The organism is Singulisphaera rosea (genome assembly GCF_054877945.1).
Window position 1 is genome coordinate 247,125 of sequence record NZ_JBTYIP020000012.1, and the last position, 21,644, is coordinate 268,768.

The following is a 21,644-nucleotide window of genomic DNA, read 5'->3' on the forward strand; positions in this document are numbered from 1 at the left end:
GAAGTGCCGCTGGGGTGAGTTGCAACGCCAATAGCGAGGGAGGGAAGAGAGGGCCTTCGGCAGATGGCGGGCGGCCTTCCTGGCCGCCAGAGGGCGAATTGATAGCGGGCGACTACTCGCCCGAGAGGCTCAGCTCTTTGACCTTGGTGGCGATATCGGCGGCGGCCTTCTTGGTGTCGATCTTCTTGTCGATCGCCTTGATGGTGCCGTCCTTGCCGATGTAGAACGTCCAGCGCTCGGCGACCTTGCGGGCGCCGTGGACGACGCCGTAGGCTTCGGCGACGGTCTTGTCGGGATCGCTCAGGATGGGGTAGTCGAGGCCGAGCTTCTCGGCGAACTTCTTGTTGTCGGCGGGCTTGTCGACGCTGGCCGTGAAGTAGGCGATATGGAGCGGCTTGAGGAGGTCGCCATTCTCCTTGATCGACTTGCACTCGATCGTGCAGCCCGGCGTGTCGGCCTTGGGGAACCAGGCGAGGACGACGGACTTCTTGCCCTTGAAGTCCTCGAGCGAATAGGTCTGACCGTCCGTCCCGACGAGCGAGAAGGGGGGGGCCTTGTCGCCGACCTTCAAGTCGGCATCGGCCGCACGCGTTAGACCGCCGGCCAGGACCATGCCTAGCCCGAGCACGGCGATTCTCCCGATCGACTGGCTCATCTCGAACTCCTGATGGTAGAGGTTTCGACCGCCTCCCGGCCAAAGGCCGGGAATGCCGAGACCGAAGGTAGCACCACAACCGAACGATTTCAACGACGCGGACGGGTCGATGGCGACCTGAAGGCCTCGGACGCTCTCGACCCTGGCCCTCGGACCGCGTTAGACTCGATGGGAACGGCCGTCCTCAGCAACAGCCTTGTCGTCGGGCTCGCGGTATGCGTGCCCAAGGCGTGAGTCTCCCGTCCCGTCCCGAGGATCGATGATGCCTTCGGAGAGCCCCCCGGCGCGAAAGTCGCGGTCCCTGACGTCCACCAAGGCGTCCTCGCTCGCCCTCCTCGACGGGTCGCCGGGCTTGAGGCTGTTCGACTGGGCGCTGATCGCGTCGTTCCTCGCGCTGGCGTTCCTCCTCGGCATTTTCCCGCTCAAGGACACCGACTTCTGGTGGCACCTCCGGACCGGCGACCTGATCCGGCAGACGGGGCAGGTCCCCTCGACCGACCTCTATACGTTCACGGTCCCGAAGGCTCCCTGGATCGACCTGCATTGGCTTTTCCAGGTCGCGATCAGTTGGGGGTATCAGCACGGCGGCGTCCCCGCGCTGAACCTGGCCAAGTGCGTCATCACCTGCGCGGCACTCCTCTTGCTGATCGCGGCAAAAAAGCGTGACTGGCCCGTTTCGGTGATGCTCCTCGCCTGGTTCCCGGCGCTCCTCGTCCTGAGCGGGCGCATGTATGTCCGGCCCGAGACGCTCTCACTCCTCTATCTGTCGATCGATCTGGCGATCCTCGCCCGCCTGCATCGGGAGCCGAGGTGGGCGTTCTTGTTGCCGGTCGTCCAGCTCGCGTGGGTCAATACGCAAGGACTCTTCGTGCTGGGGCCGATCGTCCTCGGATTCGCCCTGATCGACGCCATCCTCCGGCCGGGGGCGTTCTCCGAAGGGAAGAAGCGCTGGTGGCGGGTCGTGGGGATCTCGACGTTGTTGACGGGCGCCGCGTGCCTGTTCAACCCCTACGGCCTGATCGGGGCGCTCTATCCGATCCAGCTCGCCGGGACGATGGGCAATCCCGTCTTCTCGGAGAACATCGCCGAGCTCACACCGATCCCGACGTTCATCAAGCGGAACGTCGGCTGGTCGAACGTCCCGCTCCAGCTCCACCTCATCACCATGGTCCTCGGGGCATTCAGCTTCCTGATCCCGATGACCTGGACGATGGCCACTCGGCTTCGCGCGGCTCGGTCGGCCGACGAACTGGACGCGACTCCTCGCAAAGGGAAGAAGGCCAAGGAGGGCGAAAAGCCGTCGAAGCCTCGGAAGAAGAAAGCCGGGAAGGGGGCCGAGGAACGCGAGCCGATGTGGAGCCTGAGTGTCTTCCGACTCCTCCTCTTCGCGTCGTTCAGCTTCCTGAGCTGGCAGGCGACGCGAAACAGCCACCAGTTTGCGGCCGTCGTCGGCGCGGTGACCGCCTGGAATTTCGGCGAGTGGGTCGCGGCGGTCCGCGCCCGGCGCGTTTCCGAAGGGGTCGGCATCTCGGGGTTCACGCTCTTGCCGAAGGTCGTCACGCAGGTTTGTCTGGCCGTCCTCTTCGTCGTCGTGGCCACCGGGAAATACTACGACCTCACCGCGGAAGGCCGGGAGATCGGCCTGGGGGAGGAACCGCTCTGGTATCCGCACGAGGCGATCAAGTTCAGTGGGAAGCCGGGGATGCCCGAGCGATTTATCAGCTTCCACGACGGCTATTCGGGCCTCTATGACTACTACAACGGTCCCGAGCGGAAGGTCTTCGCCGACGCTCGACTCGAGGTGATCGGCCCCGAGGTGTTCGAACGCTACATCAACTTGCGCAAACGCATCTCGCTGGACAGGGATGAGTCCGCGTGGTCGAGGGAGCTCGACGACCTCAAGCGGCCGGCGATCCTCGCCGGGAACGCCGACGCCGCGAACCTCGGCGCGAACCTGATGACGAGCCAGCACTGGCGCTGCGTCTGGTTCGACCCGATCGCCGCGGTGTTCGTCCACGACGCCTACAAGGGGGTCGTCCGGTCGCACACGGTCGACTTCGCCGCCCGCCACTTTCACCCCGATTCCAAGGTCGAGCCGAGCGGCCTCCGAGCCCTCAAGGCGATAGGTAAAACCCTCTGGCTGTATGCGAATATCTGCCAGTCCAAGGGCCGCTCGGACCAAGCACGACCGCTCGCCATGCTGGGACTCGACTACGCGCGTCGGATCCAGCGGATCGCCCCCGACGCCGCGGATGGCTGGAAGCTCGCCGGTGAGCTCGAGGCGACCCGCGAGCCGGTCCTCGATCGCGCGGTCCCGCGCTATCGGTTCCCCTTCGACCCCGTCTTCGACCTGCCGACGGTCCGCGCGACGCACTCGCTCCTAAGAGCCCACCGGACCGCCCCCGACGACTTCCTGACCCTGATGCTCCTCGTCATGGAGTACCAGAAGCGGGGCATGGACGAGGCGGCGGCCCCTTTGCTCGAGCATCAGTTGACCCTCAAGCCGATCAACCAGGAGCAGCAGGCTCGACAGCTCGGTGCCGAGGCCGAGCTCACTCAGATTCGGTCGAAGATGGGACCGATGCCTTCGAACGCCTGGAAGAACCTGGGCGAGCTCGATCAGGTCGTGACCCAACTCCTCGATAAGGGCCGCGCGGAATCGGCGGCGACGCTCCTGGAGTCCGCCTATCCGGCCGAGAACCGCCCCTGGGACGTCTCGGATCGAATCGCAACACTCCGCCTCCACCTCGGCGAGACCGAGGCGGCCCGTACCCTTTGGGGCAAGGCCGTCCCGCCTCCCCAACCCGCCATCCGACCGGCTCGGGTCGCGATCACCTACCTCGCGGAAGGGGACTTCGGGGAGGCTCGAAAGCAATATCAGGAGGCCCTCCGACTCGACCCGAGCCTCTTCGAGGCCCGCTACGGACTGGCCGTGCTCGAACAGGATGAGGGCCACGCCAACGAGGCCCTCGCCGAAGCACGCAAGGCGGTGGGAATCGCCCCGAGCACCTACTCGAGGACGGCTGCGGAATCGATCGTGTCGGAGGTTGTACCTTACAGCACTCGCTGAGCGTGTGCCCCACAGCGCGATCGGTGCTGTCGCATGCGTCGGCTGGGTAGAGAGGCTCCTACCCGATTCGGGTGGCGCCGGTTGGAACAACCGGTGCTACCCTTGATCCGTCACATCCCGCACCAATTCCGCGTTTCGGGTGGGATTTTGGAGCTTATTTTCGATCGGGTCGGCGACGAGGACCGGCGAATTGTTCCGGAACGAGAGGGGCACGGGATTGCCGGTCGAGTCGGCGCGGGATAAGGTCGAGGCGCGTCCCAACCCTCAAAAAAGTCGTTGCCGCGTAGGGACGCATGACTCTCCCGTGAAGGCATGATCATGACCACGAATCGGCTTCGTCTCGTCGTCCTGGTGTCCTGGGCGACGCTCGCAATCGGCGGCCTCTCCGCGAACGCACAGGAGCGGAAGTCTTATCCAAGCTTTGGTTCGATCGAGCGTAAGGACCCTCGCCTCGACCGGATCATCCCGAAGGATGCGACGCTGGAGAAGCTCGCGGAGGGCTTCGACTGGTCCGAAGGGCCCGTCTGGGATAAGCGTGGGGGCTTCCTGCTCTTCTCCGACGTGCCCCAGAACACGGTCTTCCGCTGGAAGGACGGAGAAGGGGTCAAGGTCTTCCTCAAGCCGAGCGGATACACAGGCACCACCCCTCGAGGCGGCGAGCCTGGCTCCAACGGCTTGGTGATGAATTCGAGCGGCCAGCTCGTCCTCTGCCAGCACGGCGATCGTCGCGTGGCCCTGTTTGAAGGGGAAGGGCGGCCGTTCGGGAACATCGCCGACCGTTACGAAGGGAAGCGGTTCAACAGCCCGAACGACGCGGTGTTCAAGTCCAACGGCGACCTCTACTTCACCGACCCGCCCTACGGACTCCTCGGGCAGAACAACGACCCGGCGAAGGAGCTGAAGTTCAACGGGGTGTATCGGGTCTCGAAGACCGGCGTGACCCTGTTGACCACGGAGCTCTCCTACCCCAACGGCATCGCCCTCTCGCCCGACGAGAAGACCTTGTACGTCGCGAATTCCGACTCGGCCCGGGCGATCTGGATGGCCTTCGACGTCAAGGACGACGGCACGCTTGGCAAGGGTCGAGTCTTCTTCGACGCGACGCCGATGGCGAAGTCCAAGAAGGGCCTCCCGGATGGGATGAAAGTCGACCGGTCCGGCAACTTGTTCGCGACGGGCCCGGGGGGCGTCCTGATCTTCGACGCCGACGGGACCCACCTCGGGACGATCGAGACCGGCGAGGCCACGGCCAACTGCGGCTGGGGCGAAGACGGCTCGACTCTCTACATCACGGCCGACATGTATCTCGCCCGGATCAAACTGACCACCACCGGGACTGGGTTCGGTAGTCGCTGAAATCCCGCGGTATCGAGACCGGCCCATCGCCCACCCCCGCGCGAGTGATGGGCCGCTTCGATAAGGGGGAGTGGAACGAGGCGTCGTTCCCTGCGTTCGATCGTACCGGTGGTTTGTGTCAGATCGTCGGACTCGCGAGTCGGGATCCCGCAGGGTCGCGAGCATCGGCGGGGTCGTCAGATTCGGAGCCTGCTTGTCGGTTTTCGAATGAATGCCGGTGTGGTTGTCGTCCGAAGCAAGGATCAATCTCTCGAGTCATCTCGCCGCCTGAGATGGTGAGGGAACGTCCCCCCGAGTTGAACCTCCTGACGCTCCGGAAAGTCACCACCGATGCCCCCCAAACGCGCAAACTCCAAGTCTTCGGCGTCGCCGTCGTCGAGCGGGACGTCTTCGCCGCCGTTGGTCACTGCATTGATGGTCGCGGCCGCCCTCAGTTACGGGCTCGGCCTCCTGGTCATGAAGGGGCGAGTGAACTGGCCTCCCCACCAGTTGATGGCCAGCATCTACACGGTCGCCGGTTGCCTGGCGATGGTCGGCCCGTTCGTCCTCGCGCGAGTCGAGTCGAGCGAACGCGGGCTGGGTGAGCTGCTCTGGATGACCGGCGGCTTCCTCGTCTGGATTTTCGACGGCGCCGCCGCCGTCCGGGGATTGTGGCGATCGCAGGCCTGGGTCACCCCGCTCGGATACGAGACGATGGGGCTGACGATGCTCGCAGTCCTGGTGGCCGGCTGGCGTTGCCGGCTCGGCGCACGACACTGGTCCTGGACGAACGTCACGGGCTGGATCCTCGGGGTTTACTGGGTCGCGATGGCGTTCTCGACGCTCGTCCCCAGCCGCTACATCGGACTGGCGTCGCGTTGATCGCTTGACGGTCCGCTTGCCTCCGATTAGCTTCGAAGGGGCCAGATCCCTCGGGCGGGTTGCGTCGTGTCCTTTCGTGTCCTCCCGCGCGCACCGACCTTTCGGATCGAACCCCAACGCCGCCCGATTTCAGGAGCTTCAGCCGTGGCCGTCGACCAGAATCTGACCCCGCCGACTCGAGAGACGCCATCGTACTCGGGGATCGATAATGAGATCCCGGCCTATCGGGCTATCAATCCTTATGCCGTGCTGAGCGTCCTTCTCGGGATCCTCGGGCTCCTGAGCTTCACCAGCCCGTACTTCCTGACCTTCTCGGTCATCGCCGTCCTCCTCGGACTCTACGCCGACCGGCGGATCAAGAAGGATCCCGAAATCTGGACGGGCCGGACCCTGGCCCAGATCGGGACCACTCTCGGCGTGGCCTTCGGATTCGGTGCGATCACCATGACGATGGTGACGGGCTACCTGCGGAAGCAGGACGCCTCGCGGTTCGCTGCCAAATATGCCGACGTCCTCAAGTCCGAGAAGCTCGAGAACGCCATCTGGTACACGGCGTCCCCCACGATGCGCGAGGGGAAGTCTCCCGACGAATATTACAAGATGCTGAAGAGCCAGCCCCCCGAGAAGAACGTACTCCAGATGCAGAGCGGCGCGATCCTGGCCATCAAGAAGGAAGTCGAGGACCATCCGGGTACGGAAATCCACTTCACGGGCATCGAGACGCATGGTCTGGACGGGATCAGCCCTTATGCGACGGCACTGATCGAGGTCCACACGCCGCCCGAAAAGGGAGAGCCCGAGAAAGAGCAAACCGCTCTCTTCTTGCTCAAGCAGGTCGTCCACGACGGCAAGCCCGAGTGGTGGATCGACGAGTCGAAGTTCCCGTATCAGCCCGCCTCGTACGTGATCGAGTCCAAGCCCGTCGACGACGGACACGGCCACGCGCACTAATCGCCCCGCAGCACTCGGCCCCGCCAGGTGATCGCATCGAGTCGCTATGATACCGCGGACCCCGCGTCATCCAAGGACGTCGGGGTCCGTGGTGTTGATGGGCTCGACCTCAGGTCATGTACGAGGCGTAGCATTTCTCGGTCTCCCAGAGAGTCACCTCGACGACGGGGAGTCCGGCCTCGACGGCCCTGTCGTGGATCAGTCGGGCGATATTCTCGGCCGTCGGGTTTTCGTTCATGATGAAGACCCGTTCGCCCTGGGCCTGCAGGATCGGCAGGATCGGGTCTTCGCGGCAGAGCAGCATATTGTGGTCGAGGTGGTCGTCGATCCACTGCTGGACCTTCTGCTTGATGTCCCCGAAATCGACGAGCATCCCTCGCTCATCGAGGGTCGCCCCTTCGAGGACGATGATGGCCCGCCCGTTGTGGCCATGCAGGTGCTTGCACTTTCCGTCGTAGTTGAGCAGGCGGTGGCCGTAGCAGAAGAGGATTTCGCGGGTCACACGATACATGATCGGGGTCTCGCTCCAGGAAATGACCGAGGCGTTTCAGGACGAGACCGCGGCATAAGGCGTCGGGTCGGTGATGCCCGCCTCGCGGAAGCCCTTGCGGCGCTCCGCACACTTATTGCAGGCCCCGCAATGCCGGCCGGAGATCGGGCTGAGGCACGAAAACGTATGTTCGAGCGGTAGGCCGGTCCCTCTTTGAAGGACCTGCGACTTGCTGAGCCGATCGAAGGGTCGGAGTAATCGCAAGCGACCTTCCATCGCCCGGTTGACCACGGCCTCCAGGGCCGAATAGAACTCCGGCGTGCTGTCGGGAAAGGGGTTCGCCTCGAGGCAACCGAGCGCGAGTCGTTCGATGCCCCGGAGCCGACACCAGACGGCGACCTTGGACACGAGCAGGAGATTCCTGCCGGGAAGATAAACGGCCTCGTCCGGGGTCTCCTCCCCGGGGACGGCCGGCCCCGAGACGCTCCAGTGCGAACCGTAAACGTCCGCGACGGGCTCGTCGAGCACGGTCAGGGATGCTAGCCCTTCGCGCGCGGCCGAGTCCAGGAAACGTCGAAGGCTGGCGAGTTCGACGTCCTCCCAGCGCAGTCCGAACCGGACGTAGATCGGAAAGACGCGAGGGAAATGGCGAAGGAGATCGACAGACAGGATCGCACTGTCCACCCCGCCGCTGACCAGGACGGCCACATCACGGCCCTTTGAATCGTCGTCCATTGAGAGCTGACCGAAAAAGCGCGGGATCGCCGGGCGCTGCGTGCGACCACCGTTGTTGCGGGCCCGAGGCGAAGATTTTGGTCATTCTAGGATTACCCACCTCGAGCAGCAACCCATTTGATGGGCTCTCGACCCAGAGGGCTCTCCACCACAAAGGCACCAAATCTCAAAGGGAGCATGCTGAGAGAATGATCATCCTTGCGGGCGTCTCCTCGGAGACCTTCGTGCCTTTGTGGTGAATCTCCAGCCGAGTCGACCGAACAAGCGTCCGGAGACTTCCCGTCTCTGCTGCGATCAGAGCTTCGTGACGCGGAAGACGTGGGCCGGGCAGACGGCCGGGTCGAGTCGCACGAAGTTCCACTCGCCGTTCCATCGATACTTGGCGTCGTCCAGGATGTCGTGGAGCTCGTACGAGCCGCCGAGGCCGAGGTCGTAGGTCGGGAGTTGGACCCAGCCCGACTGGGTATGGTAGGGGTCGAGATTCACGACCACGACGATGAGGTTCGATCGGTCGGGGGTCGACTTGGAGTAGACCAGGAGCTGGTCATTATCGACGTGGTGGAACCGCAAGTTGCGGTCGAAATGGAGGGCAGGGTTCGCGCGTCGGGCACAATTGACCCGAGAGATGAAGTCTCGAAGATTCCCGGGACGATCGAGATCCCACGTCCGGACCTGGTACTTCTCCGAGTCCATGTACTCCTCGGAGCCCGGCCGGAGCGCCTCCCCGACGCACTGCTCGAAGGGGGGTCCGTAGATCCCATAGGTCGCGCCGAGCGTCGCCGCGAGGACGAACCGGGCCTGGAAGGCAGGCCGGCCACCATATTGCAACGACGCGTGGAGGATGTCCGGCGTGTTGGCGAAGAGGTTCGGCCGCATGTACTCCGCCGACTCGGTCTGGGTCAGCTCGGTGAAATACTCGATGATCTCGTGCTTGGCGGTCCGCCACGTGAAATAGCTGTAGGACTGCGAGTAGCCCGCCTTGGCGAGCTGGCGCATCATCTTGGGGCGGGTGAATGCCTCCGACAGGAAGATCGCGTCCGGATGCCGATCCCAGACTTCGCGGATCACCCAATCCCAGAATCGGAACGGCTTCGTGTGCGGGTTGTCGACGCGGAAAATGCTCACGCCCCGGCCGATCCAGAACAGGAAGACGTCGCGCAGCTCGTCCCAGAGGGCTTCCCAGTCGTCGCACTCGAAATCGATCGGGTAGATATCTTGATATTTTTTGGGAGGATTCTCGGCATACTTGATCGTGCCGTCCGGTCGGTGGCGGAACCACTGGGGGTGCTCGCGGACGTACGGGTGGTCGGGCGAGCACTGGAACGCGATATCCAGCGCGATCTCGATCCCGAGCGAGCGGGCCTTGGCCACGAGTCGGTCGAAGTCCTCGAGCGTGCCGAGGTCGGGCAGGACCGACTTGTGTCCCCCTTCCTTGGCACCGATGGCCCAGGGACTTCCGGGGTCTCCGGGCCCCGGGGTCAGCGTGTTGTTCGGCCCCTTCCGGAAACTCCGGCCGATCGGGTGGATCGGCGGGAGGTAGAGCACGTCGAATCCCATCCCCGCGACGTAGGAGAGCCGAGCCTCGGTATCCTTGAACGTCCCGTGCCTTCCGGCCTCGGGTGCGGACGACCTGGGGAACATCTCGTACCAGGCGCCATAGCGAGCCCGCTCACGCTCGACCATGACTCCGAGCGATCGGCCGTAGTTCTGGCCTCGTGAACGATCGGTATGCTTCGCCATGAGCTCGGCGAGTGCGGGGTCGAGCCCGGCCTGGACCCGCTTCGGCTGATCGTCCTTGTTCTTGAGTTGTTGAGCGAAGGCTCGTAGACGGTCGGCGTCCTCGCCCGAGGCCCGCTCGCTGGCATGCCGGACGATTTCGGACCCTTCGAGCAGCTCGCTCGTCAGGTCCTGGGCCGCTTCGAACTTCTTGGTCAGCTCGTAACGCCAGGAGGCGAAGGCATCGATCCACGCCTCGATCGTGTATTCATGCCGGCCTTGAGCGAGGGCCGTGAAACGTCCCGTCCAACGGTCATTCCCGAGGGAGGACATCGCGACCTCATCCCAGTTCGAGGCCCCCACGTCTCGGTGCTTCAGCAGGGCGACGATGACGTCGTGGCCTTCGGCGAAGATGTCCGCGAAGACGACGACTTCTTCGCCCACGGTCCGCTTGATCGAGAACCGCCCCTCGTCGATCTCAGGCTCGACCCCTTCGATGATCACCCGCGAGGGGGCCCGATCATTGCCGGCCACGCGCTGCATCCGCCCTTCCGACGCCATGAGGTTTCCTCTCGGTGGGAACGTCCTGCCTGTGACCGGGGTGCTGCCGCCCGGTCCCCGCGACGACCCCTCGTCGTCGGGTCTCCCATTCTGTCGAGAGAGGTGAGGCGTGCCCAGGTCCCGTCGACAAAAGGTAAGCAGCCAGGTTTAAGACTCGGCCGGAACCGAGGAGTCCCGTGCCGAATCGGTTCGTTTCGGTTTAGGCCCGGCTCAGATGCAAGACCCCCAGCATGGGGATCAGCACCCAATCCGGGCGGTAGTTCAGCTCGTATTGGAGCTCGAAGAGGGTCTTATCGAGCATGAAAAAGTCGAGAAGATTTTCGAAGGTCTTAGGGTCGCTCGGCAAGAGCGAGGATCCGGCCACCGCCCGTCGATACTCACGCAAAAAGGCGGCGGAGGTCCACGACTTCCAGATCTTCGCCCAGGGCTCGAGGCGGTCGAATTCCTCGGGCTGGGTGCTGGAGAGTTTCAACAGGACGCTGTACGCGGCGTAGTCGAATGACCGGAGCATCCCGGCCAAATCCTTAAGGGGCGACTGCTTCGCCCGGCGCTGCGCGATCGTCTTGCCGGGTTCCCCCTCGAAGTCGAGGATGAAGAAGTCGTTCTCCTGCCAGAGGACCTGGCCGAGATGGTAGTCGCCGTGGCATCGGATCTTGACCAGGCCTTCAGGATCCTTGGCGGGCGTGCCGAGTCGCGAGACCAAACTCGGCGCCTCGGCCAGGACTCGGGCCGCGAGCGTTTGGGCCGAGTTCGAAAGCGCTTCGCGTTTCACGTCCAGGGTCGCGAGGACTTTCCTGGACTGCTCTCGGAGGTGTCGGGTCAGGCCCTCGAGCTCGCCGGACGTCAATGGCTCGGGCGTGAACTCGGCGTCGCCTGAGGCGCCTGCGGACAAGGCAAGGTGGAGCTCACCGGTCCTCTGACCGAGGATGCCCAGCCAGTGGAGGGCCGGGCCGACGACCTCGAAGACGTCGGGAGGCGTCTCGACCTCGCTCAATTCGAGCAACGAACGGCCATCGAGCTGGATTCGGTCGAGGCGATGCAACTCGGAGCCGCCGTGCTCGTAGAATCGCCTCAGGACGTCCTGGATCCATTGCCAGCCCTGGCCCTGGTTCGGGACGAGTTCCTGGAGGAGTGCGAGCGTGATCGGCTCGGTGCGCGGCCGCTGATATTCGAGGGCACCGGCCATCTTCGGCACGCGAGGGAATTCCGCCTTCTCGGTCAGGTATCGCCCGATCTCCACGTCCGGATTCTGCCCCGAGTCGAGCCTCCGGAAAAGCTTGAGCAGGAGCCGCCGATCGTAGAAGAGCGTCGAATTGCTCTGCTCGGCCGAGCCGCGACCGATCTGTTTCGTCGGGTCGTCGTCCCCGCGCAGCGAGGGATAGACCGACGTCGGATGGCCGAGGATTCGACCCGAGCGCGTCTTCCACTCGCGAGATTCGTCGATCGAGCGGAGCAGGAGGGCGCAGAACTGGTCGTTCACGATCGCGTCGTAGAGGACACCCGAATCGTCGGAGCCCTCGACGTACGCGATGAGCGATGGGGTCTGGTGGAGGACGATCGACTCGGCCTCGAGGCCCGCCGCGAGTCCCAATGGCAACGTGTATTTATCGGATTGCCCGTCGCTGTAATAGGCCCTGACGAACAGGAGATAGACGGGCGACGGCCCCTCCACGAAGGGGACCCAATCTCGGATGCTGACCGTTTCGAGTGTCCTGGACTTGGCCCCGAACCAGCGTTGTCGAAGCAGATACTTCGGCAGGACGACGCGCTCGAGCACGGCCCGCGACTTGCCTTCCATCAGGGTGTCCCAACCGCCGCCGAGCTTGAGCTTCGGCAACGCTTCGGTTGGCGGGGCGAGCGCGGGCTCCTTGCCCGGCCTCGGCGCGCCGCCCAGGCCCAGCTCGGCGTGGGGATCGAGCTCGAGCTGGAACCAGATGAATGAATACGGCCCGACGCTGAGGAAGTAGGGCAGCTCGCCGATCTTCGGGAAGGCGACCCCGCCGAAGAGCTCCTTCGGGACATAGCCCTGGAACTGGGAGAGGTCGAGCTCAACCGGCTGGACGAACCGAGAGACGTTCGCGACGATCAGGATCGTCTCATTTTCATATTGACGAATGTAACTCAAAATCTTGCGGTTGCGCGGGTGCAAGAACTCGATCGTGCCCCGGCCGAAGGCCTTGAATCGCTTGCGGAGCGCGATCAGACGCTTCGTGAAGTTGAGGAGCGACGACCCGTCGCGCTCCTGGGCCTCGACGTTGATGCTCTGATAGCCGTAGAGCGAGTCGACGATGGGGGGGGCGTAGAGCCTGGCGAAGTCGGCACGCGAGAAGCCCGCGTTGCGGTCGCTCGTCCACTGCATCGGGGTGCGGACCCCGTTGCGGTCGCCGAGGTAGATGTTATCCCCCATGCCGAGCTCGTCGCCGTAATACATGACCGGCGTCCCGGGCATCGAGAGCAAGAGGCTGTTCATCAGCTCGATGCTCCGCCGACCGTTGTTCATGAGCGGCGCGAGCCGGCGGCGGATGCCGAGGTTCAGCCGCATCCGGGGGTCGGCGGCATACTCGCGGTACATGTAGTCCCGCTCTTCGTCGGTCACCATCTCGAGGGTGAGCTCGTCGTGGTTCCGGAGGAAGATGGCCCACTGGCAGTCGGGCGGGATGTCGGGGGTCTGGCGGAGCACCTCCACGATCGGGTGCCGGTCCTCCTGACGGAGGGCCATGAAGATTCGGGGCATCAGCGGGAAGTGGAACGACATGTGGCACTCGTCGCCGTCCCCGAAGTAGGGAAGCACGTCGGCCGGCCACTGGTTCGCTTCCGCCAGGAGCATCCGATCCTTGTATCGTGCGTCGAGCTCGCGGCGGAACTGCTTGAGGATCTCGTGGCTCTCCGGCAGGTTCTCGCAGTTCGTCCCCTCGCGCTCGATCAGGTAGGGGATGGCGTCGAGTCGGAGCCCGTCGACCCCCATGTCGAGCCAGAACCGCATGACCTTGAAGACCGCCTTGAGGACCTGAGGGTTGTCGAAATTCAGGTCCGGCTGGTGGTGGAAGAACCGGTGCCAGTAATAAGCCCCCGCGACCGGGTCCCAGGTCCAGTTCGACTTCTCGGTGTCGGTGAAGATGATCCGGGTCCCGGCGTATTTCTCCGGGGTGTCGCTCCAGACGTAGAAATCCCGCTTCGCCGAGCCGGGAGGAGCAACCCTCGCCTCCTGGAACCAAGGGTGTTGGTCGGAGGTGTGGTTGATGACCAGCTCGGTGATCACGCGCATCCCGCGCTGATGGGCCTCGCGGACGAACAGGCGAAAGTCTTTGGGCGTGCCATACCCGGGGTGGACGCCGTAATAATCCGCGATGTCGTATCCGTCGTCTCGGAGCGGCGAAGGGTAGAACGGAAGAAGCCAGAGGCAGGTCACCCCCAGCCCTTGGAGGTAGTCGAGCTTCTGGATCAGCCCGGGAAAGTCTCCGATCCCGTCGTCGTTGCTGTCGAAAAACGCCCTGACGTGCAGCTCATAAATAATGGCATCTTTATACCAAAGCGGGTCGGATTCGATCATCGAGGTTTCCTCAAGCACGCCGCCTTCAATGTCTCGTCGTGCGAATCTCGCAGGTCCGATCGGTCTCGAGGTGTAGGATCCTCACCGGAGACACAGGTCTCAGCCCTGCTTTGAGAGAAGGGCCACCGGGAAACGGGAGAAGATCGCTCGCAACGGGGTCGGTCCCCCTTCAATCTCGTCTCCGGTCAATTCGTTCCGCCAACGGCCGACCGGGATCGGCAAGGACGTGTCCTCCCAGCGCCCGGCCAATTTGTGAGACAACCGGGGCACGACCGTCAAGGACCCGTTGCCTCGCAGGAAGGCGACGACATGCTCCCGGGCCGGCCCGTCCGGCAAGACCGGCGTATACGCCCCCTCCGCCCCGAACAACTCGGGCTGTCGCCTGCGGAACGCCAAGGCCTGCTTCGTCACCCAAAGCTTCGGCAGCCCTTCGTCGGATCGGGCCATGATCTGCTCGGCCGTCGCCGACTTCAAGCTCGCGAGGAGCTCGCGCCGAATCCCGTAGTCAACCGGGCGGCGATTGTCGGGGTCGACGAGGCTGAGATCCCAGAGTTCGTTCCCCTGGTAGATGTCCGGGACCCCCGGCGCAGTCAGTTTGATCAAGACCTGGGCCAGCGAGTTCACGCGCCCCGGCTCGACCAACCCAACGACAAACCGCTCGAGGTCGGCGACGAACCCAGCGTCGCCGAGGAGCGCCGCGACGAAGTCCTTGAGGGCGTCCTCGTACTCCGGCACGGGGTCGTTCCAGGAGGTCTCGGCCTTGGCCTCGCGCACGGCTTTCAACATATATTCGGTTAGCCGAGGGACGTCGATCGGCCAGGCGCCGACGAGGGTCTGGTAGAGCAGGTATTCGGTGTTGCGGTCGGGGGCTCCGGCCGTCTTATGCCGTCCGTTCCGCGACGCCCAACGTTCGATCGCCTCGGCCCAGGCTTCGGGGATTTCCGAGAGGAGCGCGATCCGCGCCCGGACATCCTCACTCCGTTTCGTGTCGTGGGTGGTTGTGGCAAGCATCGACCGCGGCCAGAGCCTTTGCGTCTCGGTGCATTCGGAATGGAACGCTTCGACCGAGAGCCCGTAGCGACCGGGATCCCCGCCCACCTCGTTCAAGGCAGTCATCCGGTTGTAGTTGTAGAAGACGGTGTCTTCGACCCCTTTCGCCATCACGGGGCCGGTGTTCTGCTGGAACCGCATCACCAGTTCCGATTCGAGCGGCCCTCGGACGCGGAGTAATAGCAGGTCGCGGAGGAAGTCGAGCAGGTCGACGTCGATGTCGGCCCGACGCTCCTTGACCGCCTCGATGGCCTCGAAGACGTATCGAGTATCCCGCGCGGTCACCTGGCCCGTTTCCTCGCAAACATACGTCCGATAGACGGGGAAGCACGCGATGACCTCGCGGAGCAGGGCGTTGAGCTCGCGTCTGGTGTAGTCGCGATATCGTTTCTGGCGTTCGCAAATCTGAATTAGGAGAGAGGTGAGTCGGCTAACGTCGCTGGCGAAGAGCTGCTTGAGGACGAGATACTTCTTGTCGTGGACCATCGCCAGGTAGTCGGTCGACATCCCCGTGAAACGCGTATAGATATCGTTGATCGACGCTTCATTCGTGCCGTCGATCCAGAGTCCGCCGAGCCGATTCAGGAAGTCGTACCCGGTCGTCCCGTCGACGGGCCAGTCCTCGGGGAGCGACTCGCCGGGCTCGAGGATCTTCTCGACGACGATCCAACCCTCGGGGGCGGCCTGTCGGAGCCGCTGGAAATACTGGACGGGGTCGCGGAGGCCGTCGGGGTGGTCGACCCTGAGGCCGTCGAGCACGCCTTCGCGGACCCACTTCAAGACCATGACGTGCGTGTCGTTGAAGACCCGCTCGTCTTCCATTCGGATGCTGACGAGCGTGTTGATGTCGAAGAATCGCCGATAGTCGAGCTCCTGGCCGGCGGTCCTCCAGTAGGCGAGCCGGTAATTCTGCCGATCGAGCAGGAGGTCGATCTCCGTCGACGACGCATTGATCTCCTCGACGACCTGGTCGATCGCGGCCGCGACTCGGGGTTCCTCCGCACAAAGACGTTCGAGCTGCTTCCGGAGGACTTCTTTGTCGCGGTGCCGACGTGTCACGCTGGCCCAATCGATCGCCGTCGAGATGGGCAGGTTCCCGAACGCGTCGGCCGCGAACGCCAGATCTGGAGAGTCGCACCGCCTCGCCGCCCGCTGGAGCAGGTCGTTGAGCGACCGCGGGGCGATGGGCATGACGTTGTCGAAGTAGTGGAACGTGAAACTCCCACCCACTCGCTGGATCTGAATCTCCCCCGCCTCGACCACTCGGCCGTAGTGGTCACCGAGCACGGGCAGTAACACCATGTTGTGAAGCTTCGCCTCGGGCGAGTCCCAGTCGACGTCGAAGTACCCGGCATAGCGACTCGAAGGCCCGTTTTCGAGCACATCCCACCACCACACATTGTCCCGGCTCGCGATGCTCATGTGGTTCGGGACGATGTCGAGGATCTGCCCGAGGTCGTTGTCGCCCAGCGTCCTGCAGAGGCGATCATGGGCCTCCTCACCGCCAAGCTCGTCGCTCACCTTCCGGTGATTGAGGACGTCATACCCGTGCGTGCTCCCCTTGCCCGCCTGGAGGTAGGGGGAGGCATAAAGGTGGGAGATTCCAAGCTCGTGGAGATAATCGGCGACCGCCGCCGCGGCGTCGAAGCCGAAGCCGGCGTGCATCTGCACGCGGTATGTTGCCAGCGGAACTTGCATGAGCCGTGAGAATCCAGCATGTGACAATGTCAGTCGTCGAGGACCTCGCGAGGCCAACCCCCGAGGGCAGCCAGCGATCGTCGCCTCAGGAACGTCTGCCGAGTTGACCGGATCATCCCAGCGCCCTCGGGCAAGGTCCAGTTCCCGGTGCGATCGGTCACTTGGTCGAGCAAAGTTGATGCCAAAGCAAGCCTATTCCGGGGCAATTCCCAGGACAGGGACTTCTGGGTTGAGCGGGCATTCGTGGGGGTATGGGTAGGCTTTCAGTCGAGTCCTATCCTCTCGAAGATCGCGAATTCGAACGGCAACAAGTACCCCGTCCATCCGGTCTCATCCGGGAACGTTCCCCCGAAACGCTCCGCCTCGGATCGGAAACACACTCGGGTCTCGCCAGTAGAGATCGGAAGCAAAGACTCGGCATTCGCGAGGTTGAAGATTATCGAGAGCTCGGACGCTCCTTTCCCCCGACGCATCTCCATCAGATTCTCCCCGAGCAGGCGTGCGACTGCCCGTGAGTTCTCGCGAAGGCCTGCCAGGGTTCGCCGGAGGGAGAGGAGCTCGCCATAGAGTCGCCGCAATCCCGCGCGCTCCGGGGAATCCCAATTCCAACCTAAGATCGCCGAATCTCGGGTGGAAGGGGCGACGGGGTCGGGGACCTCGGCGTCGTGGAAGAAGGCCGAGAACTCAGCCTTGCGCCCGTCGCGAACCGCCTTGATCAACTCCGGATCGCTGTAGTCGCAGAAGAAAGGAAAGGGCCGAGTCTCTCCATATTCCTCGCCCATGAAGAGCAAGGGCAAGCGAGGGGAGAGTAAAAGGATGCCGGCGGCGAGCCGGACCGCAGGCCTCGGTAGACGCGTCGCGTTTCGCTCGGATCCTCGGCCGTTCCCGACCTGGTCATGATTTTGGACGAACGCCACGAAGCGGTCGCCAGGAAGCTCACCTACGGGTGCTCCGTGGCGACGGCCACGGTAGGCACTATAGCCCCCGTCGTTCACGAAGACGCGTTCGATCGACTTGCAGAGCGCGACGGGCCCGGGCGAGAAATCGAGGTAATAACCGCGGGTTTCTCCCGTCAGGGCGACCTTGGCGGCGTGGTGGAAGTCGTCGTTCCATTGGCCGTCGAGCCCAAAGCCCCCGCGGTGAACGGGCTCGAGGAAGCGAGGGGCGTCGTTCAGGTCGGTCTCCGCGAACACATGCGCCTGTCGTCCGAGGCGTGCGGCCGATTCGTGAGCGACCTCGACGATTTCGGAGAGGATGTGCCGGGGACTTCGGTCGACGATCTGGTCGGCGGCGTCGATGCGGAGCCCGTCGAACCGATAGTCGCGGATCCACTGCCGGACGTTATCGAGGACCATCGCCCGGACCGCGTCGCAACCCCGGCCGTCGAAATTGAGCGCAGGACCCCAGTCGGTCTTGTATTTCTCCGTCAGGTAGTCGCCGAAGATCGGGAAGACGTTCCCTTCGGGCCCGAAATGGTTGTAGACCACGTCGAGGAAGATCGCCATCCCGCGCCGGTGGCAGGCCTCCACCAGCCGCTTCAGGCCGTGAGGTCCCCCGTAACGATTCTGGGGGGCGAACGGGTGGACCCCGTCATACCCCCAACTCCGGGTCCCGGCGAATTGTCCGACCGGCATCAGCTCGATCGCCGTGATTCCCAGGGCGCGGAGTGCGTTAATCCTCGGAATGACGGCGTCAAAGGTCCCTTCCTCGGTAAAAGTTCCGACGTGCAACTCATAGAAGACGAGGTCGGCTCGGTCGATGCCGATCCACTCGTCATCATCCCAGCAAAACGTCGTCGGGTCGAAGACGGCGGAAAGCGCGTTGATCCCTTCGGGTTGCCAACGCGAGCAAGGGTCGGGCAGGGGGGGGCCTCCGTCGAGGCGGAAGCCATAACGTTGGCCCAAAGCCGGTTTCCGCGTCACGCTTTGATGGTAGCCCCGTTGGTCCCGAACCATCGTGAAAGACCGGGCATCGCCCCCGGCCTCGAGCACAAGCTCGACACATTCCGCCTTCGGAGCCCAGACGCACCATGTCGCGTCGGAGCCCTCCTGTGTTGCGAGTCCGACCTTGGGCAGTTCCGGATCGTCGATCACGGGGCCAACCCTATTTTGGGGAAGAGTTACGATGACACGACCCGAGCCGATTGCTGATAGCAGGATCCACCGCTCATTCAGGCAAGTCCTGCGCCGACGTTGTCGACATTCGTTGGGTCACGTCCCGGCGAAGGGCTTCGTAAGCCTATGGATGGTCATCTCCTAAGGGCCAGCCCACCGGAAACTTCTTCGAAGAATGTTCGAGGGCTCGTCGAACTGAGTTCGTCGTCGGGACGTAAGACGGATTGGGGATCCGTTTCGGAAGAACGTGGGCGGCCTAGTGATTACAGCAGAGAGAACGATCGGTGTGGCCGAGCTTCTCCCGACTGCCGCTGATTTCGACAAGCGGGTTTCCTGAAAGGGTCAATTTCTCACGTCGGATCGGCTTAGGACGCGCCAAATCCGCCAGGTGAGGCGTCTCGGATGCGTGAGGATCGGCCTCGCGGTCGGCCTTGTTGATCGATCGACCGATGGTTATCATGCCCAGGTGGGCTCTCGAGTCCCGCCCGACGACCAAATCCTATCTCCATGGGATCCAATCACATGCCTCGACTCGCATTCCGTCCTCTTGCGCCGATCGCGATCATGGCACTGATCGCGGCGGTCGTCGGTGCGCAATCCCCGAGCCCTAAGGCCCTGGATGAGGACACCGCGCGAGTCGTCGTCAATCTCCTCGAGCTCGGCCACATGGCCAAGCCCAAGATCGATGACGAGATCGCCAAGAAGTGGTGCAAGAATTTCCTCAAGGATCTCGATCCCCTCAAATACTACTTCGAAAAGCCGGACGTCGATGAGTTCATGGCCCAGGCCACGACCCTCGACGACAAGATCAAAGAGGGCAACCTCGAGTTCGCTCGCGTCGTCTTCGCCCGCTTCTTGAAGCGATCCGACGAACGACTCAAGACCGCAATGGCGGCGCTCGGCGAGAAGCCCGACTTCACCCTCGACGAGTCGATCGTCGACGACCCCGAATTGATCGACTACCCGGCGAACGCGGACGAGGCCAACGACCGTTGGCGGAAGCGGATCAAGCTCGACCTCCTCCAACTCAAGGTCGACAAGGTCGACGACAAAGACGCCGTCGATCGCCTCAAGATTCGCTACAAGGACCGGAACCGGTTCTATCATCAGTGGGACATGTCTGAGCTTCTGGAATTCTACCTGACCAGCCTCACGCGGACGTTCGACCCCCACTCGAGCTACATGAGCGAGAAGACCCTCGAGGACATGGTCGGCCAGACCCTCCACCTGTCGCTCGAAGGCATCGGCGCGTCCCTGCAGTCCGAGGACGGGTACGCCGTGGTCAAGGAGATCGTCCCCGGCATGGCGGCCGACAAGGACGGCCGTCTCCAGGCCGAAGACAAGATCGTGGGGATCTCGAAGGAAGACGGCACCGAGATCGACCTCGTCGAGAAGAAGCTCAGCGACGTCGTCCGCTATATCCGAGGGCCTCGCGGCACCAAGGTCCGCCTGATCGTCCAGCCCGCGGGGACCAAGGACCGCAAGATCTACGAGCTCGTCCGGCAGAAGATCGAGTTGAAGGACCAGCACGCCAAAGGCCAGGTGATCGACGCCAAGGCTGATGACGGGAAGCTCATCAAGATCGGAGTGATCTCGCTGCCGGCCTTCTACGGTGACACCGCCGCGGTCCTCAACCAGGACCCCGAGGCCGTGAGCGCGACCGAGGACTGCCGCAAGCTGATCAACGACTTCAAGACGCAAGGCGTCAACGCCGTGATGCTCGACCTGCGAGGGAACGGCGGCGGGCTGCTCGAAGAAGCCCGGACCCTCTCCGGCCTGTTCATCGACCGCGGTCCCGTCGTCCAGGTGAAGGACAACTCGGGCGTCAAGCACATCGACGACAACGACGAAGGCGCCGCCTGGACGGGACCGTTCGTCGTCCTCATCGACCACCTGAGCGCCAGCGCCAGCGAGATCTTCGCCGGCGTGATCAAGGACTACGGCCGCGGGCTCATCATCGGCGACTCGAGCACATTCGGCAAAGGAACCGTCCAGAGCATCGTGCCGATTAACGACCAGCTCCGTCGCGGCGAAGACATCCCGAAACTCGGCGCCTTGAAGTTGACCATCCAGCAGTTCTACCGCGTCAACGGCGAGAGCACCCAGGTCAAAGGCGTACCGCCCGACATCCACATCCCCTCGATCCGCGACCAGCTCGACCTCGGCGAAGGGAAGATGGACAACGCGATGAAGTTCGATCAGGTCACCGAGCTGCCGCACGCGAAGCTCAACCGCGTGACCCCGGACCTGGTCCAGGAACTGGCCACCCGCTCGCTCGACCGTCGCAAGGCCAACCCCAAGTTCCAGAAGCAGGAAGAGCGTATCAACAAGTTCGCCGAGCGCAAGGCGCGACACTCGATCTCGCTCAACGAGGCCAAATTCCGCAGCGAGTTCATCCCCGACGAGGACATCGTCAAGGATGAAGACAAGCCCAAGGCGAAGGATAATAAGGCCACTCCTCGTAAGAAGCATGCCGACCACCCGGCCTGGGAGCCGAGCTTCTACAACGACGAGATCGTCAAGATCGTCACGGACTACCTGACCCTCGGGTCGAAAGTCCTGGCCAACGCCTCGGGACGCATCGCCAGCGATCGCTAAGGTCGCTCGAACGCGGCGACGAGATCCCGTGACGGGATCGAAGCCGAGCTCGACACGAATTCGTCCGACGATGGAGAGAGGCGAGGCCTGGTCCTCGCCTCTCTCTTTTTATGCGCATCGCGATCCACGACGGCACTGTGGACTCGCGCTGCCGTCGCGACCGTAATTTCTGCCTTATGATAACCTTGAGGCAAGCCGACGTTTGTTGGCAACGAGATGAACCCCGTGGGCCACTTCCA

The 21,644-nt window shown here is 63.6% G+C and carries 12 protein-coding genes; 5 read left to right on the forward strand and 7 right to left on the reverse strand.

The window, feature by feature from the left end:
• Positions 1–112: 112 nt before the first annotated feature.
• Positions 113–655 carry a peroxiredoxin gene (locus ACYOEI_RS21090; RefSeq protein ID WP_462851541.1) on the reverse strand — a complete coding sequence of 181 codons (543 nt, stop codon included), beginning with the start codon at positions 653–655 and terminating at the stop codon, positions 113–115.
• A 259-nt stretch (positions 656–914) separates the two neighbouring features.
• On the opposite strand from ACYOEI_RS21090, the gene ACYOEI_RS21095 reads away from it, so the two are divergent.
• The 4 genes from ACYOEI_RS21095 to ACYOEI_RS21110 all read left to right on the forward strand — a co-directional run bounded on the left by ACYOEI_RS21095 (position 915) and on the right by ACYOEI_RS21110 (position 6,893).
• The gene (locus ACYOEI_RS21095) at positions 915–3,725 is read left to right on the forward strand and encodes a tetratricopeptide repeat protein (RefSeq protein ID WP_462851542.1); all 2,811 of its coding nucleotides are present in this window, start codon (positions 915–917) and stop codon (positions 3,723–3,725) included.
• A gap of 318 nt (positions 3,726–4,043) precedes the next feature.
• Positions 4,044–5,081 (forward strand): SMP-30/gluconolactonase/LRE family protein, encoded by a 1,038-nt coding sequence (locus ACYOEI_RS21100; protein WP_462851543.1) that lies wholly within the window; start codon positions 4,044–4,046, stop codon positions 5,079–5,081.
• 330 nt (positions 5,082–5,411) lie between these two features.
• Positions 5,412–5,942, forward strand: a complete 531-nt coding sequence (locus tag ACYOEI_RS21105; protein WP_462851544.1) for a hypothetical protein — start codon at positions 5,412–5,414, stop codon at positions 5,940–5,942.
• Positions 5,943–6,086: 144 nt separating this feature from the next.
• Positions 6,087–6,893, forward strand: coding sequence for a DUF4190 domain-containing protein (locus ACYOEI_RS21110; RefSeq protein ID WP_462851545.1), 807 nt, complete (start codon positions 6,087–6,089; stop codon positions 6,891–6,893).
• 109 nt (positions 6,894–7,002) lie between these two features.
• On the opposite strand, the gene ACYOEI_RS21115 is transcribed toward ACYOEI_RS21110, so the two are convergent.
• The 6 genes from ACYOEI_RS21115 to treZ all read right to left on the reverse strand — a co-directional run bounded on the left by ACYOEI_RS21115 (position 7,003) and on the right by treZ (position 18,786).
• Complete coding sequence (locus ACYOEI_RS21115) at positions 7,003–7,404, reverse strand: 6-pyruvoyl trahydropterin synthase family protein (protein WP_462851546.1); 402 nt, start codon at positions 7,402–7,404, stop codon at positions 7,003–7,005.
• 36 nt (positions 7,405–7,440) lie between these two features.
• On the reverse strand, positions 7,441–8,118 hold the full coding sequence (locus ACYOEI_RS21120) for a 7-cyano-7-deazaguanine synthase (RefSeq protein WP_462851547.1): 678 nt from the start codon (positions 8,116–8,118) through the stop codon (positions 7,441–7,443).
• Between the two features lie 294 nt (positions 8,119–8,412).
• Entirely contained in the window at positions 8,413–10,395 is a 1,983-nt protein-coding gene (locus tag ACYOEI_RS21125; RefSeq protein ID WP_462851548.1) for an alpha-1,4-glucan--maltose-1-phosphate maltosyltransferase, read from the reverse strand.
• 199 nt (positions 10,396–10,594) lie between these two features.
• On the reverse strand, positions 10,595–13,945 hold the full coding sequence (treS, locus tag ACYOEI_RS21130) for a maltose alpha-D-glucosyltransferase (protein ID WP_462851549.1): 3,351 nt from the start codon (positions 13,943–13,945) through the stop codon (positions 10,595–10,597).
• A gap of 99 nt (positions 13,946–14,044) precedes the next feature.
• Positions 14,045–16,693, reverse strand: coding sequence for a malto-oligosyltrehalose synthase (gene treY, locus ACYOEI_RS21135; RefSeq protein WP_462851550.1), 2,649 nt, complete (start codon positions 16,691–16,693; stop codon positions 14,045–14,047).
• A 263-nt stretch (positions 16,694–16,956) separates the two neighbouring features.
• Complete coding sequence (treZ, locus tag ACYOEI_RS21140) at positions 16,957–18,786, reverse strand: malto-oligosyltrehalose trehalohydrolase (RefSeq protein ID WP_462851551.1); 1,830 nt, start codon at positions 18,784–18,786, stop codon at positions 16,957–16,959.
• 543 nt (positions 18,787–19,329) lie between these two features.
• Between treZ and ACYOEI_RS21145 the strand changes: the two genes are divergently transcribed.
• The gene (locus ACYOEI_RS21145) at positions 19,330–21,405 is read left to right on the forward strand and encodes a carboxy terminal-processing peptidase (protein WP_462851552.1); all 2,076 of its coding nucleotides are present in this window, start codon (positions 19,330–19,332) and stop codon (positions 21,403–21,405) included.
• Positions 21,406–21,644: the final 239 nt, after the last annotated feature.